This window comes from Pseudomonas coronafaciens pv. oryzae str. 1_6, from assembly GCF_000156995.2.
Taxonomy (GTDB): domain Bacteria; phylum Pseudomonadota; class Gammaproteobacteria; order Pseudomonadales; family Pseudomonadaceae; genus Aquipseudomonas; species Aquipseudomonas tremae.
The window spans coordinates 148,015-163,364 of sequence record NZ_CP046035.1; the positions used below are offsets into that span (position 1 = coordinate 148,015).

The window sequence follows — 15,350 nt, forward strand, 5'->3', positions numbered from 1 at the left end:
CGAAAACTGTATATTGAGTCTCCAACGGCCTATGAGTAGCACCTCAAATAATTCAGGATCGTTTCTGCATTACCTTCAACCGGCGCAAGATGTAACAGTGTATTACAGAATGTCATTATTTTATGGTTCGCGAGACGCCCATTTCGGTACAGGGCATCCTGGCTTTCTATTTTCAACAGCAATATTGGGTGCCGCAAACTCTACTGCCAGTGCTATGCTGCATGTCAGCTAAGCATTAATTTAGTTTTAAATACACCTTCAGTGCTGTAGGAAGTTTCGCTATTTCTCATACGAAAATCTACATATGTCGGCAGGGCTAGCCGGCTTTCGTGTCTTTCCGGTACAGTACTCTCATTAAGTTTGTGCACCTCAATGAAAGGTGGAGAATGTCATAAATAACTAACTAGTTGTAACGCCGAAATATTTTATAATTGAGTTTTTACGTTTTTCACCTGTCTACTTAAGGTGTTCGATAATAAAGGAAGCATTATGAGCAGGATAATTGCACCTGTCAGTGTGCAGCTACATACTGAGCGTCTGAAATGTGAAGCGTTGGCAGTGTACAAGTTGGCGTTGGATACCTTAGGTCCAGATAGCACATTTATTCTTGAATCTTTATCGGGTCCCAGTCGAGATCGTAAAGCGACCATTATAGGGATGAACCCGTTGCTGTCAGTAAAGGTATATGAGGCATATGCAGAGCTTGAGGGGAACGAGCGGCTGATATGTCATCTAAGAAGCTCGCTGTTGGAGCGGGGCATCGTTCTGGATGAAAGCAAGCGTATCTGTATTGACAATAATGATGCTGTATGGGATTTGCTACGCATGTTGCAAGACTCATTCGACACTCCACGCTACGCTAATCCCAGCCTAGCTTTTTTTGGCTATCTTTCTTATGACAGCGTTCGATTCGTCGAGAAAATTCCCGATCTTACTGAGCGGACTACTGACTATCCAATCATAGCCCTCACCGTTTTTCAAACTCTGGTTTATTTCCACACAAACCAGACTGTAGAGGTGGTGGTTAATAATTGCCCTCTGTGGGACGCACGCAATACTCATGAATATGTTGCTCTGCTGGCCGACGCTGCAAAGAGCCCGCTCCCTGACGAGCAGATCGTTTACCCCTCAGTTACAGTTGCTCGCGATACGGTGGAAAAAGAGCAGTTCCTTGGTTGGGTCGACAAGGCGTTGGCGCATATCCACCAAGGTGACATCTATCAGATACAGCTGGGTCATGAGGTGCAGGTCGATACATCAGTCAAGCCCTTCGACGTATATCGAGCGCTGCGGAAGAACAATCCGTCACCCTATATGTATATGGCTAATCTGGGAGGTGTTGATCTGATTGGTGCTAGTCCCGAGTTATTTGTCCGAGTCAAAGATGAACTGATCGAAATGAGGCCTATCGCTGGGACCGTAGGTAAAAGGTCTGGCGTGTCTTCCAGCGAGTTGATCTTGAGCATGACACGCTCTGAAAAAGAGCGTGCTGAGCATTTAATGCTGGTCGACCTATGCAGGAACGATATCGGTCGTGTTTGTCAGCCGGGATCACTGGAGGTTGATGAGCTGATGCTGGTTGAGGAGTATTCGCACCTTTATCACATGGTCTCAAACGTGCGCGGCCTACTGAGAACGGGCTTTGATGCATTCGATGTTATCAAAGCGTCGTTTCCTGCGGGGACTATGACGGGTGCGCCGAAGATTCGGGCGATGCAAATTATAGAAAGTATGGAAAAAAACCGACGCGGTATATACGCCGGTGCGGTAGGTTTGATCGGATTTGATGGTAGTGTCAATACAGCATTATGTATTTGTTCAGCCGTACATAAGGAGGGTACCTATTATTTAAGGGCTTCCGCAGGCGTAGTTGCAGACTCGGTGCCGGACAAGGAGTGGACAGAGACGTTTTATAAAATGGGCTCTGTCTATCGCGCAGTCACAGGAAAGGAGATGCTGCAGTGAGAGTTTTCCTGATAGATGCTTATGACAGCTTCGTATTTATTATCAGTCAGTACCTTGAGCAGTTAGGTTTGGAGACCTGGGTGGAGCGCAATGATTCTCCAAACCTGATAGAAAAGATCGAAGCTTATGCGCCAGATTTTTGCGTGCTGGGACCTGGCCCAGGTCATCCGCAGGATGCGGGTTATATAGAGTTAATCCAGCACTTTAAAGGACGATTGCCTATATTGGGTGTTTGCCTGGGGCACCAGGCTATTAGTCTTGCTTTTGGTGGTGCGGTTATTCGGGCTGACAATGTTATGCACGGAAAGGTCAGCATAATAGATAATGATGGCAAAGGTGTATATGCGCATACTGGCGGCAAGTCAATAAAAGCTACACGTTATCACTCTTTGATCATTGATGATAGGAAACTGCCTGACGTGCTGAGGGTTACCTCCACCTCAAACGATGACGGATATATCATGGGGGTTCGTCACCGCGAGTATCCATTGGAGGGCGTTCAGTTTCATCCCGAGAGTATTTTGACTGAAGATGGCCTTGGACTATTCCGAAGCTTTGTAGAAAGGCACTGTCATCATCCGTAACTTAAAAACAGGCGCGGACTTTCTGGATGTGACCCGCGCCTCAGACCTTTTATTATATAAAAATAAAAAGGATATTGTCTTGCTATCCAATTACAATAATACAAAAAAAGAAAAAATTCAAAAAAAAGAATATCTAGAAGTGTTAGATGATTTCTCCTGTTTGGCGAAATTTTTGGATTGCCGCGATTGGGAAAGTCATTTACGAAAAGTATTATGTCGACTTGGCTACAAAACTTATTTGCTTAGCATTGGCGGCTTCACCACCAATGAACCATCCAATCGGATTATAACGACTTACCCTCTCGACTGGTTAAAATGCTATGAGGATGAAAACTTCATTCTAATAGATCCCATAGTCAAGCATTGCCGTAGGCACTTCATGCCGCTCTTTTGGGGTGGCGCCAGAAGGAGGGCGCGTGGCAGGTCAAAAGAGTTCTGGAGAGCACGCGAGCGCCATGGCCTGTCACAAGGGGTTAGCATTCCCTTGCGCTGTAGAGAAATGCTGGGCTCATTCAATGTTGCTCATCCGGTAGATTCTAATGAAGAGTTTGACGATGAAGTAAATGTGACTTTTGGAGTGCTCTTTATGTTAGTACCTTTTCTTCTGGAAGGCTCACAGAGGCACTTGAAAGCACCGGGAGAGCAATCGTGCAGCCTCACAATGAGAGAGACTGAAGTCCTGAAATGGTCAGGGGCAGGCAAAACAACATGGGAGATAAGCCGCATCCTAGGCTGCTCTGAACGAACTGTAAACTTTCACATCGCCAATGCAAGTAGAAAACTAGGGGCCTCCAACCGATTGCAGGCGGTGGGTATGGCGTTGGCGCAGGAGTTTATTTCACTTTAATTAACGGAAATATGCTTATGTAATACATATAGACATCGCGGTGAATGGCAGCTATTAAAGTTTCAGGCCCACAGGTTACGTTACTCACCATCCGCACCACTCCCGCTTTGATCAGTAGTGCTTGTATCGACTTTTTTACCCGGGCCACGTCAATGGTTTCAAAAAAGCTTCGCTTCAATCGTTCGCGAGCGCTTGCCGACCTGAGTACCTAAACCGTCTCGCAATGAGGCACTGCCTTACATGCCAACTTTATCCAGCACCAAAAGTCGCTCAGGGGGCGCGGATTTGCACGCGACAACGGATTCCAATCCACAAGCTCAGAAACAAAAGACCGCACAAAGGGGGCGGGTTTCTTTGTAGACTGTCCACAAATCAAGACACTCCCAGACCAGGCGTCGTTTGAACTGGGCTGTCAGAGGCCCGGTTTATAAGGGTTACGCTTGCGGTGGTCTGGTTAGGCATACAGGGCCCGCCGTGCTGGGTGTGCGCCAGGTTCGAAATGAGCTTGTATGCCCCAGCCTAGCACTGGTATCGATCCCTGATCATCCTAGCGAAATAAGTACCTTTCGAGCCCGCTGCCATCAAGCCTTGATGGATGTTCGGTGGAACGCCGCAATAGTCGTAGGTACGTCCTTGCTTGAACATGATTTTCATCCTGCCTGTAGCGGGATCATAGCCGACAGCTGTAATCGCCGACGAGTTGACGCGAACCATATCCATAGCGCTTTCCCTATCCTGATTGATGACGTTCTCGAAGCTGATACTAGTCGGCGTCTCGCTCTGCGGTGCCTTTTGTCTGACCAGAAGGTTAGTGGGGTCGAAAAGCTGCCGGGGACCCTGAGGTTTTTCCTCCGGTACGGGGCATGAAACCCGCGTGGATTTGGTAGCTGCTGATCAGTTGACGTTGGTTGACAGTTGACAGGTTGACGGCAGCAGATCAGTAGCTGAAGGAATGAACATCCGGGTTCACCACCTGATTGGGTGAGTTCACCGGGTTCACCAGTTCACTAAGCTGTGAAAACGTCGGCTACTCAAGATGCGCGGGTTTCCTACCCCGTATGCAGCGGAAGTCCTCAGGGTCCCCGGCTTATGCCGGATTCCATTCGCTGATGGGGCTCACTTCATAGGGGGTGGGGACAGGTCCTTCAAATGCGGTGTAACTGGTGTTGCAGGTGTAGCAGTAATACTTAAGTACATGAAAAATAAAGATAAAGTTTGTGTAGCACTTCACTGGGAGTTTCTGTGCATGTGATGTAACAATACGCAACTGTGTAACGCTGCCGCTATGCCGTACGGGCAACCGTGTAAGATGGCCGCTAGCGGCGAGGCACAATCAACCAAGACGTAATGCACTACGCTTGCTTTCCGGCCACGCAAGGTAACGCCCGCCCGGTATCCATCCCTCCAAGTCATCCACCCAGCCCCGAAAATCCAGACATGGTGTGCACTTGATTTAAGTGCGCGCGAGTTCTAGCCTTTTAAGCGGGTATTTCATGCAGCCAACACGCAGTTCCGATTCCTTCAAAGCCCAGGTCATTCAAGACTGCATAGTTCTGAAACTCGATGGCTGCGATACAGGTCTTCGGTGGCAATTTCCTCTCCCAACAAAAACCGGTATTGCCGATTGAGGTTCGGAGCAAGGAAACGCTGTTGTGGATGAGGATTTAGCAACGGTTGGCGCTTGGAAGGATGCTGATCCATGGATGGCGTTTGAGCCTCCATTGACCTATTAGCTGATGAGCTCAGCAATGGCTGGCTGATCGGCTCGGCGATCCAATCGATTAAGGCAATGCCTGTCGTCAGCAACTGACTGGTGTAAGTGTGCTGGCATTGGCCAGGCCCTCGATAACGAACTCCGGCCGCGAGCAAATGAGCCTTGAAGAACCCGTCTCGCACCACTAAGTCGTTGTCATGCGGTAAACCGCTTTTGGTGTTCAGGAAGACAAAGTGCAGTTTGTGCTGCCGTACCGTATTGTTGTCCCGCTCACTAACATCAACAGTTCCGCCTTCCTTTTCCGATTGAGTGCATCGATCTTTTGCATTGCAGTCCGGGGCGAGTATGGCCTGCCGCACAAGTCACTTAGGTTCCGCCGCACGGTCTGAGCCTGCCTCGGGTGCCGAAAGGCGACCAGGTGTGGCAGCACAGCGAAGCCTGCCAGCAGCGCGTCAATGCCGACGGCAACTGGCTGCGCCAGACCGATGGCAAGATTCAGGAAAAGGCGATTGAGCGCGAAGTCGAGGTCTTGAATAACACCGAGAGCTTCCAGATCCACATCAAGACAGTTGACCACTATTCGCCCGGGTCAGTGGGCGGATCAAGAAGATCGAGGCGCTGGGCGCGCTCAAACTGCTATGGGGAGGGCGCGAGCTTGGCGGCCGTGGACGATCTGCACAGGCTACCGGTCGGGATCTGAATTTGTCGTGGGGTGGAAGCACAACGCCGCCGCAGGTGGTGACACTCAGGAAAGAATTCAGGGATTACGCGAAAGTGTGAGCGAGGCGAGCCAGCGATTTCAGGCTCCAAGAACGTAGCTAGGCTTTGCTAGCGCTAGTGTGCTGAGCCTAGTGGTTGATTCGCTAGGTTTAATGGCGGGAATGAACGCCCTAATCGCTGAACATGTACACTCATCCAGCTCATCCCAAAGGATGCATCATTTTTTACCCAGAAGGCTGCGAAATCTTCGGGAATGGGATTTGTCATTGAATCAATCACACTGAGATAGGTAGGCTATAGTGTTTCAGGATTTCAGGAAACTTACGGATAAAATAAAAGATCAGTCACTGGAGCTGGAGTTTCCAAGTCTGTCCCTTGTAAATAGAAAATCCGAGTTCCGGGGCGCCGGTCGGATCAGCCAGAGTCGGGCTGGTCGATTTGAAATTACAGTATATCCAGACACTTCGTCACTAGATATTTACCGCTTAAAAGATAGTGAATATTTATCCCATGAAGTTCCTGCCGGACATTACCTTGGGGAAGAGTCATATTTTAGGTTTGTAGGAGTTGCGCTGGATGGAACTAAGTGGGAAGCTCATGATGTTTGGATTACTTCGGAAGTGAACTATGTAACCAGAGGGTTGGTTTTACGCGCTCATGTCGCCTTATTGTATACCTGCTCTAAAAAGAACACTGCCGCAAGCTACGCTCAATACACGACAGCGATTCAGCGAAATTTTAATTTCCCTTGTAACGCTTTTTCGACTACCGCATTTTCTAAGTCTAGGAATGTTTCAGAGTTTACTATTCGGGGAGTCTCATGCAGGCTGGTTATCCACCACGATACTTTAGATATTAAAACAAGCTCAGATAAGCCGATGCCTTCCCGATTTCACTGGGGGCTATACAAGGCTTTGCAGTTTGTGGCTGCGTCTCAGTTGGAACTGGTCACCTCGTATGAGAGAATCAATACCACATGGATCTACCACCTTACGGCCCTGCAAGCAGACTTAAGACTTTGGTCGGGTGAGAGCCCAGTCGGCGATGGATCCCCAAGTGAATTTGAAAATTCTGTAGCCGCGTTAGACAGCCTTATGGGTTGTTTTTTGGAGCAGGACATCCCTAGATTCTGGCCTCTATATATCGATGTTACATATTCATATTTTACTGGCCAAAATGCGGTGGCACTCGCGATATCTGTCGCAGTTGAAGGTGTGGCGGATGCGTACTTTAAGAATTATTCCAATGCTGATCCTGAACATATGAAGGAGTGTGTTGCTGCCATACCAGTTTTCGAAATGCTAGTTAAGAATCAACCAGAGTTATTCTCCGAAAAAGTCATTCGTAGAGTTATTAATAGTCTTAACGGTGCGGGGCGGCCAAGTAACAAAAACACACTGTACGCGCTGTTTGTTGATAAGCTGGTGGACGACTGGAATTCTATAAGGCATGTTTCCGCTCATGGGGTAGTCGGCCAGGCGGATGATCAAAAAATGTATGATTGTATATGTTCATGCTTGCATATGTTTTATTCAATGGTGTTCGCTCATGCCGGATACACAGGCCTCGTCGTTGATATAGCAGAAAAACAGGGGCGTCCTGTAGAGAATCCAGTCTTTGGTATATTGCAGCAGAGGGATGCTGGAATCGGCTAGTTGTTCCGTGATGTAAAGTTGATGGCCTCTTCTGGCCGAAAGCCGTCTTTCGTGGGCCTCATATATTGGCCAAAAGCGGTTGTTCTCAGACAATAAAATCTGGTTTGGTCAGAGCAAAGCATTACGAAACGACTAATTTTATCCTAACAGAACCTTACAATTGCTTAAGTTTTAAAGCGTGTTATTTGTTCATCTACTAAGTTGCAATGATTGTTTTGCCCTGGTGCCAGCCAAATCCCGATGATCTTAATTTCCTCGGGTCGAAATAACGCGGGGCTTTCTTCGCGTCCTGAGCTGCCTAGCAAAATCGCCAATAGCATCCGTTCGATCCCCTGCTGCCTGAAGGAGTACGTCTATAGTTTTCTTACTTCCGCGCCCGGCACTCATGGCAGCCTTCCAACCAATCGCTGCCTTTTCGGTGTTTATCATGTCTAGGACCCGTTGAAGACTCTCAGGCGCATTTGCCAGCATGGCTTTGAGCATTGGTGAGGACTCCTTATACCAGCTCGGGTGAGCTTCAGAGAGAGTCTTAGCGATGGTTGGAATACACTGAACGAGCACAGATGGTAATAGTTCAGGTGCTTTTTCTATGAAAAGTGCGATGACAAACTCGCCATAAGTCCATTCAACATGCGAGTAATTAGCTAGAGCAATGGACTTGCCTAGACGTACAAAGTTTACAGCCGCATCCGGAGCCAACACCGCCAATCGCGGGGGCATAGTTTCCATATGATCGAGGTTCTTCTGGATAAAATTAGCCATTGTAATCAAGGACTCGCTCGTGCCAGCGGCTACCCCGATAAGAGTCTCTGCCTCATGGGGCAGGTGACTCCAATGTGCACCGATCGTTGCGCCGAGTTTATCCCAGTCAATCAGCTTAACAAGCCGTTTGAACTTAGGTCGCGAAACGCGGTGTAGCAGCGCTAGCAGGAATGTTACTTGCTGAAACATGCGAAGCGGTGCCAAAGATAGTTTTCGAGCCAGATCATGCAGGTCGACATTGTCAAACAATGCACGGGCAAGATGTATATGCCGAGTAGTAGGCGCGTACTTTCCTATGTATACACCCAGAGGGTCTAGGACTCTGAGAACGTGCCACGCAAGATCATCAAGCTCTCGGAAATTGAGTACAGGATCCGCTATTAACTTCTGTCTCGCGGTGGGTAAGAATACCTCGACCATGTCTAAGGTTAGTGTCTCACAGGGCCAAGCTATCGCCTCCATTAAAGAGATGATTCGATACAAAGGTGCTTCCGGTGGCCATGATGCCGCTAGCGCTAATAGTTTTTCCTTATCTAGATTTTCAAGCACTTTTTGCGCCCACGGATCCCCTTGTCCTAGCCTTAGGCTCTTTGCCAAGTCAGCGACATGCCCAGCGCTTGCAGGGCCTACATTAGAGATCAAACCAGAGATTACTATCGGATTCACCCTGCGGATCAGCTCGATGGCAAACGCTTCTCTGCTATTCAACAAATCGTTCAGTAGCCACGCGAGTCCATGTCCCATAGGATTTATCGCTCGCTCAATCCACGAAACGATTTTGGATTCATTTTCTTGAAGAGCGATTACAATACCCTCTTCGAGATATGATGAAATTTCAGTCAGTACAAAGCATGCGGTCATCACTTCATCCGGTTCGCTTACTTCCCAGCAGCGAGCAAGAAGATGTTCAATTGACTCTCTCCTGATTAGTCGACGCCACCTGCCGTGGTCGTGGAACCAAAGTTCATGCAATAGGGTTTTTTGGCCTGCAAGGGGGAAAGAGTGGTCTGTAATTACAGCGTTTAGTATTGCAGCCACCGAAGCTCTGGATGCCTCGTCTTCGCGTTCCAAGATGCGTCCAAGTAGCACGGCTGCAAATCGTTGATGAGGGCATCGAAAGTCATTGGCAGATATTACCAATCGCTCTGTGACGAGTGCATCCAACGCAGTACCTAGGTTGCCTGTGTCGACTGTTGTACTGGTTAGCAGTTCTGTGATGTCCGCCGCTGAGCAGCTTGAATCACGGGAAGCTAGCTGTCTAATGGCCACCGCAGCCAGCGGCAGAGCAGCACCAAGTGCGCCGGCCGTGCTTGTAGCTTCGTTCGCTCGCCGCCAACCGCCTCCGAGCACAAAGCAGAATTGCCACGGAACCGCTGCATACTTGGCTGCATGTTCGATGCGCTCTTCGAGTGAAGTATTCATCATAAGATCGCCCACATGGCCATCCGCCCGCCGCACGGCTTCCAACGTAGCGCGACGATCCGCAAGCAGACCTGACGCAATAGCACGAATGGCCGCTTGTGGGTCCATTCGCACTGTTCCTCGCAGAGCGGCGCGACCCTCTATTGCGCTGTGTGTAGAGAGGATAAGCCGCTGGGAAGTTGCCCGGCCTTCCAGTACTTTTAGGTCATTGTCGGTGACCAAGTGCGCGTCATCCACCAACAATAGGACGCCATTGTCACCGGACGAGGGGGGGCTTCCGGGAGTACATCGTCACCACGGAGAGTAAAAACCCTCCAGCCACGCGTTGCAAAAGTATGTGCTACTTGGAAGGCACAAACCGATTTCCCTGTTCCAGGTTCACCGATGAGTCGTGCTGAGTATCCCATTTCCATCTGCCGGATTACCAAGTCGGCTTCAGGAAGACGGGGGCAAGCAAGTGCATCTGTCGGACCTAGTGGCCTCCCTAGGAGGGCAGGACCTAGGTCGCGACTACTATCAAAAATCACTTCGCGCCAAGCAGGTGTATTCAATCTTTGGGTGATTAAAGGTTGAGTACCATTAATTGAGGGCCCCACGACTGTGAATACGTTAACGGCTTCCGCAAGCCTTGCAGCGTCCACTCCAAGTTCTGGGTAAAAGGTCTCAACCACCTTTGGGTGGTTGAAGAGTAGGGACTCGATGTCGCCCCAACCCATGACTTGGACAGTAAATTTTCCTTGGCGCTCTCTCTCGACGGAGATTTCACGTGCAAATCGCTGCAACTCTCCGTCTGTAGGTGCGGTGGTCGCCAACACCCAATGTTCCAGTGCAGGGCTAAATTTATCCGCCTTGGCTATCTCGGCTAATAGCTCGGCCTCACTAACCGTCGAGCCAAGCGATGCGTCCTTCCCCTTGCACTGGACACCTTGAAAACGAGAACGACTGCCATCGACTCCGGCCCATACATCAACACCATGTTGAGGTTGTCCTGCGCGACCATTCCTTTGAGCGAGCCTGTCTTTCCAGACGTCTCTGAAAAGGGCAAGGCATAACTCCTCAAATTCCTGCCAATGTTTTGGCCTGGGAATTTGCTTGTTTCTAAGGTCCATTAAGGATGACAGCTCGCGTTAATTGGTCTATGGGTTATTCTTAGCTGAATAAAGAGCTCTTGGCCACCGGGAATATTAGCGCCAGTCAGCATTGTGAGCTTCCTCTAGTGGAGTAGACGAAATCGAGCGACTACTCTTAGCCGAGAGCAGACTGTGACTATATAGGTATAGGCCCGTGCATCCTATGTAGCATTATCTTGATGCGATGGGCTAGAAATACTGTGTATTTCCAGTAAAGCGTTTACACTAAAAAGGGCCCTTCTGGGCCCTTTTTCAGGTAAAGCGGTCTTATTTCTTCAGCCATACCTCGACGATATCAGCGCCGTGTTGTTCACTGCTTTCATCCGTTCGTTCCTCCAGTTGGCTCACGAGTGCAGCCTGTTAAGGTGTCTAAATATTGTTGAGCTGAAGCAGATCCTGCGCGCCGTAGTCGCGCGCTCGGTCGGATAATTCATGCCACGTCCAGCTCCCGACCGTTTCGCCTTCCTGCGGAACCGCCAGTTTCAACAGGCTCACTTGATCAAGGCCGAGCAGGTTGTAATTTGCCCATAGCCTTCCACCTACCTCGAACAACGTCCTAGCGGCCTCGTTCCACTTCTCTTCCAGCACTGTTTGAGAAAGCCACAGGGCGTCGCGCTCTATTCCCTTATGCTTTTCCTGTGCTTCGGTGATGTATCGATCTACGGTCAGCAGCTCTTGCTCCAGAGCGGATATGATCAAGTCCTGCCGACGATTATGTTCGGCTGCCGTTGCAAGGTTCTTCGCGGCTTTTTGCGCATCGGAGCTGGCGGTCTTTTCGCCTTCGGTGTCGCCCCACGCGACTGCCTGTGCATACGCAGTAGCGGCGTCCGTTTCTGCCTGCCGGGCTTTGGCCATGTCCTCTACGGCCTGTTGTTTGATCTGTTCAAGACGGGTGCTGAGGCTCTGACGTTTTTCATTCAGCTCCTGCTCATCGGCTTTCCAGGTGTTCATGGCCTCGATGTAACCCGCCATCAGGGAATGGCTGGACAAATAGAGAAGCGCGCAGCCATGCGGGCTTTTCTGTAGGGGCCAATTAGACATAGGCCGCAGTATGAGAGCGCTCATAGCGCTGCCGCATGCTGGAGCTATTGCAAGGCACTACTAGCGGTCAGCAGCAATCGACCCAGAGCTGTCGGTAGTGATAGTCACAACGGCTGAAAGCAAACACCTGGAACGGTCAGCGGCCATCTGGATTAAGCCTTGAGCACATTGTCAGCGGTGAGAGTCGCTGATGGTCGCGAAGAACTCTCGAGTCTTGGGAGGCATGCCACCGACTGCTTCCAGCATGTTCATCAATCGGTAGGCCTTGTCAGCGTAATATACAAGAATAGGCGCGAAGCCTTTTGCCTTGTGCTTTGAATAGTGTTCCAAGAATTCTTGAAGCTTGTTCACAAGGTGTTTGATCTCACGTACAGGGGCTTCCACAACAGAGCCATGAGCGTTCGCAAATTGCAGAAATTGGGCAAAAGCGGGAGAGCTTCCTCCATACATCACAATGCGGTCAGCTTCCGCAACCATCTGAGTGATAGTGATTGCTTGAGGTGAGTTCCGTGGAGATATGACCTCGAGCAGCAGAGCGGAGAGTCGCTGGTCGATGTCCCTAATTACATGCAGGAACTCTTCTCCTAGCCTTTCGGCGCTGAGCGTATCCAGTTCCTTCAGTGCAATATCGGTTTGTGCCGCCAACTGCATTGAGGCGGCTCTAGATTCCCTCTGCTGCAAATTAACCGACCAAAGAGCGGACAAAAACGCAGCGAGTCCGAACAACGGATTTAAGACTCCTCCTACGTAGTCGCCAAACTGCCCCCAGATCGCGGGATCGGCAGAGCGAGTAGTCCCGAATGCAAGGATGTAGATGACGCAAACTATTCCGATCGCAGAAAGGGCGGCAAGTGCGGCGACAGCGAGAGCTCGTAGGTTCATGGAGTTAAAGTTTGACGTGAGAAGGGCCGTAACTTTAGCTCAACGCTTGCCCAAGCGCGGAATCTTTCCCAAGCTTGTTAAACAGCTCAAAACCGTTGACCAAAAGCGGTCTGACTGAGGTCGAACTCCGCTCATAAGGCCACTTCAAGTTGGTCTACGACCGATAATTTAAAGGCCAGCGTGTGATCGCGTTGGCTGCGCATTTTCCCCGAATCCATTGATTCCTCCTGAGGAAAGGTTAGAGGGTGTAAACCTTATTCAGGACTGGACACAAAAACAAAAAAAGCCCGCACAAGGCGGGCTTCGGGTATTCCTAGACTGTCCACAATTCAAGACATATCCAGACTGCAAAATATGGTGCACCAGGCGGGATTCGAACCCACGACCCCTGCCTTCGGAGGGCAGTACTCTATCCAGCTGAGCTACTGGTGCAGCGCGGGCGCCATGATACTCACATGGGTACGGGGCGTCCAGTTACAGGCGGCTTGCAACGCAAATCATCCTGCGCGCCCCGCACGGGCAGCCATGAGCATGCTTCGCTCCATATCTACTGACGCTCACGCCGGTATAAACGGCTGCTTCCGGCACTGCCGTCGAGTGGTGCATGATGCAGCCAATACCGTCCAGCCAGATCGTTCTAACCGGGGGCACCTTATCAATCAGTTCAAAAGCATCGAGCGCAGCCCGTGCCGCGTTCTTATTACCGGGGCCAGTATCGCGGGTTGTGCCGCGGCCTGGTGGCTGACGCAGCGCGATTGTGATGTGACTGTTGTCGAGCAGGCGCCTGCCTTTCGCGATGGCGGGCAGAATGTGGATGTGCGGGGCGCGGCTCGGGAGGTCTTGCGTTTGATGGGGCTCGAGCAGGCGGTGAAGAGCCTCAACACTGGTGAGACCGGGCTTGCGTGGGTCGATGAGGATAACCGCACGGCGGCGCGTATTGATCTCGCAGGTCTGGACGGCGACGGCCCCACTGCCGAGCTTGAAGTGTTGCGCGGTGATCTTGCGCGTCTGCTGTATGAGGCGTCGTCTGCTGATGCGTTCTATCGCTTTGGCGACCGAATTATTTCGGTCGAGCATGATGAGGAGGGTGTGTCGGTCACGTTCGAGAGTGGTAGCGTAGAGCGTTTTGATCTGTTGATCATTGCCGAGGGTGTCGGCTCGCGCACGCGGGAATTGGTGTTCCCCGGCGAGAATCAGCCGCGCCGGATGGACCTGGCCAGCGCGTTCTTTACCGTGCCTCGTGCGCCGACCGATAGCCAGACCGCGCGCTGGTATAACGCGGTGGGCGGTCGCAGTGCGGGCGTTCGTCCGGACAATCGCGGTACGACGCGTGCGTTCTTTAATGTGCAGGGCCGAAGCCACCTGACTGTCGGCAACAGCGTTGCCGAGCAGAAGGCGTTTCTTCAGGCTTCGTTTGCAGGCGCGGGCTGGGAGGTGCCTCGTCTGCTTGAGGGTATGGAGGCTGCGGACGACTTCTGGTTCGATGATTTGCGCCAGGTGAAGATTGATCGCTGGTCGAACGGCACGGTGGTGTTGCTGGGCGATGCGGCGTGGTGTGTCACGCCCTTGGGCGGGGTCGGCGCTTCGCTGGCCCTGATAGGCGCGTATGTACTGGCCGGCGAGCTCACCAAAACCGACTCTATTAAAGAGGCGCTCGCCGCCTATGAGTACGTTTTACGGCCTATGGTGAAAAAATCGCAGAGCGTGCCGAAGCTTGTTCCGCGTCTGGTTCATCCTCGCAGTCGTACCGGTGTTACGATCCTTCGTGCCTTGCAGCGTATCGTTGCAACTCCCTTTATCAGCAAGCGTGCTGCCAGGGCGCTGACGCCGGCAGTCCAGTCGTTCACGCTGCCAGACTATCGATAGCGCTACAGGCGTGCGTTAAACCTGCGCCACTTGGAGAATAAAAATGGAATCGATACATCAGTGGCTGAGCTTCGCGATGATTGCCATGTTGGTTACGCTGACGCCCGGCCCGGCGGTGGTCATGGCGTTGTCGAACTCGATGAGCCACGGCCCGGCGCGGGCGATGATCGGTTCGCTCGGTAACGTGCTCGGGTTGATCATTGTTGCAACGGCGGTAACTGCAGGGCTGGGCGCGGTGCTGGTGGCGTCCGCCACGGCGTTTCTGGTCCTGAAGGTTGCAGGCGCGGGGTATCTGGTTTATCTGGGGATCAAGCAGTGGCGCAGCGCGCGAAGTGCATTCGATGAGCTGGCGACCATGCCTAATGCGGTTTCTGCAGGCAGCCTGTTTGCAAAAGGCATCTCGGTGGCGCTGACCAACCCCAAGGCGATCCTGTTTTTCATCGCGTTTCTGCCGCAGTTCATCCAGCCGGGCAATATGCAGATGGAACAGACCGGGGTGTTGATCCTGACTTTCGCCGGGTGCTCAATGGTCGCCCATGCCTTTTATGCGCTGTTGGCACTCAGGCTCAAACGTCATCTCAACTCCGCGCGTCGGCGCAAATACGTCAATCGGGTGTTCGGCGCGTCGTTTATCGGTTTGGGGTTGAGCCTGTTCACGTTGAAGGGCAAGGCGGCCTGAGCAAAATCGGGCTGCAAGATACCTTTGCGCCCAGGCTCGACGCTGATCAGAAAACCACACAACTCTATAGGGCCGTTCTTTTT

Annotated in this window: 10 protein-coding genes, 1 tRNA gene and 2 pseudogenes; 7 read left to right on the forward strand and 6 right to left on the reverse strand. The window is 51.3% G+C overall.

From position 1 onward, the window contains the following. Positions 1-489 precede the first annotated feature (489 nt). From POR16_RS00740 to POR16_RS00750, 3 genes are read left to right on the forward strand one after another with little or no spacing between them, the layout of a single operon-like run. A complete protein-coding gene (locus POR16_RS00740; RefSeq protein ID WP_005887907.1) occupies positions 490-1,965 on the forward strand; it encodes an anthranilate synthase component I family protein in 1,476 nt (491 codons plus the stop codon). Further along, entirely contained in the window at positions 1,962-2,549 is a 588-nt protein-coding gene (locus POR16_RS00745; RefSeq protein ID WP_005887908.1) for an anthranilate synthase component II, read from the forward strand. Before POR16_RS00740 ends, POR16_RS00745 begins: the two co-directional genes overlap by 4 nt. Before the next feature lie 28 nt (positions 2,550-2,577). Then, on the forward strand, positions 2,578-3,396 hold the full coding sequence (locus POR16_RS00750; RefSeq protein WP_122381196.1) for a helix-turn-helix transcriptional regulator: 819 nt from the start codon (positions 2,578-2,580) through the stop codon (positions 3,394-3,396). Positions 3,397-3,915: 519 nt separating this feature from the next. Here the strand turns inward: POR16_RS00750 and POR16_RS26765 are convergent. Next, positions 3,916-4,116, reverse strand: a complete 201-nt coding sequence (locus tag POR16_RS26765; protein WP_005887911.1) for a KTSC domain-containing protein — start codon at positions 4,114-4,116, stop codon at positions 3,916-3,918. A 1,044-nt stretch (positions 4,117-5,160) separates the two neighbouring features. Further along, positions 5,161-5,441: pseudogene (locus POR16_RS26845) on the reverse strand (site-specific integrase); the annotation flags it as partial. A gap of 87 nt (positions 5,442-5,528) precedes the next feature. On the opposite strand from POR16_RS26845, the gene POR16_RS26425 reads away from it, so the two are divergent. After that, positions 5,529-5,810: a hypothetical protein gene (locus POR16_RS26425; protein WP_234887629.1), complete on the forward strand. Its 282-nt coding sequence runs from the start codon at positions 5,529-5,531 to the stop codon at positions 5,808-5,810. A 319-nt stretch (positions 5,811-6,129) separates the two neighbouring features. Then, the gene (locus POR16_RS00770; RefSeq protein WP_147460282.1) at positions 6,130-7,485 is read left to right on the forward strand and encodes a hypothetical protein; all 1,356 of its coding nucleotides are present in this window, start codon (positions 6,130-6,132) and stop codon (positions 7,483-7,485) included. 246 nt (positions 7,486-7,731) lie between these two features. On the opposite strand, the gene POR16_RS00775 is transcribed toward POR16_RS00770, so the two are convergent. From POR16_RS00775 to POR16_RS00790, 4 genes and pseudogenes are all read right to left on the reverse strand, one after another. After that, on the reverse strand, positions 7,732-9,777 hold the full coding sequence (locus POR16_RS00775; RefSeq protein ID WP_042932003.1) for a hypothetical protein: 2,046 nt from the start codon (positions 9,775-9,777) through the stop codon (positions 7,732-7,734). Between the two features lie 1,382 nt (positions 9,778-11,159). After that, positions 11,160-11,789, reverse strand: a pseudogene (locus tag POR16_RS26115) (chromosome segregation protein SMC); the annotation flags it as partial. A gap of 222 nt (positions 11,790-12,011) precedes the next feature. Further along, on the reverse strand, positions 12,012-12,722 hold the full coding sequence (locus POR16_RS00785; protein ID WP_005887919.1) for a hypothetical protein: 711 nt from the start codon (positions 12,720-12,722) through the stop codon (positions 12,012-12,014). Positions 12,723-13,077: 355 nt separating this feature from the next. Continuing rightward, positions 13,078-13,154, reverse strand: a tRNA-Arg gene (locus POR16_RS00790). 165 nt (positions 13,155-13,319) lie between these two features. Here POR16_RS00790 and POR16_RS00795 point away from each other — a divergent pair. Beyond that, positions 13,320-14,588 carry an FAD-dependent monooxygenase gene (locus POR16_RS00795; RefSeq protein ID WP_162010116.1) on the forward strand — a complete coding sequence of 423 codons (1,269 nt, stop codon included), beginning with the start codon at positions 13,320-13,322 and terminating at the stop codon, positions 14,586-14,588. A gap of 43 nt (positions 14,589-14,631) precedes the next feature. Continuing rightward, positions 14,632-15,267, forward strand: coding sequence for a LysE family translocator (locus POR16_RS00800; RefSeq protein WP_005887922.1), 636 nt, complete (start codon positions 14,632-14,634; stop codon positions 15,265-15,267). Positions 15,268-15,350 lie beyond the last annotated feature (83 nt).

What these genes read in the sequence shown, in the direction of transcription:
- POR16_RS00775 (WP_042932003.1), bottom strand. Translation starts at nt 9,777, where the DNA reads ATGGACCCACAAGCGGCCATTCGTGCTATTGCGTCAGGTCTGCTTGCG.
- POR16_RS00800 (WP_005887922.1), top strand. Translation starts at nt 14,632, where the DNA reads ATGGAATCGATACATCAGTGGCTGAGCTTCGCGATGATTGCCATGTTG.
- POR16_RS00740 (WP_005887907.1), top strand. Translation starts at nt 490, where the DNA reads ATGAGCAGGATAATTGCACCTGTCAGTGTGCAGCTACATACTGAGCGT.
- POR16_RS00785 (WP_005887919.1), bottom strand. Translation starts at nt 12,722, where the DNA reads ATGAACCTACGAGCTCTCGCTGTCGCCGCACTTGCCGCCCTTTCTGCG.
- POR16_RS26765 (WP_005887911.1), bottom strand. Translation starts at nt 4,116, where the DNA reads ATGGATATGGTTCGCGTCAACTCGTCGGCGATTACAGCTGTCGGCTAT.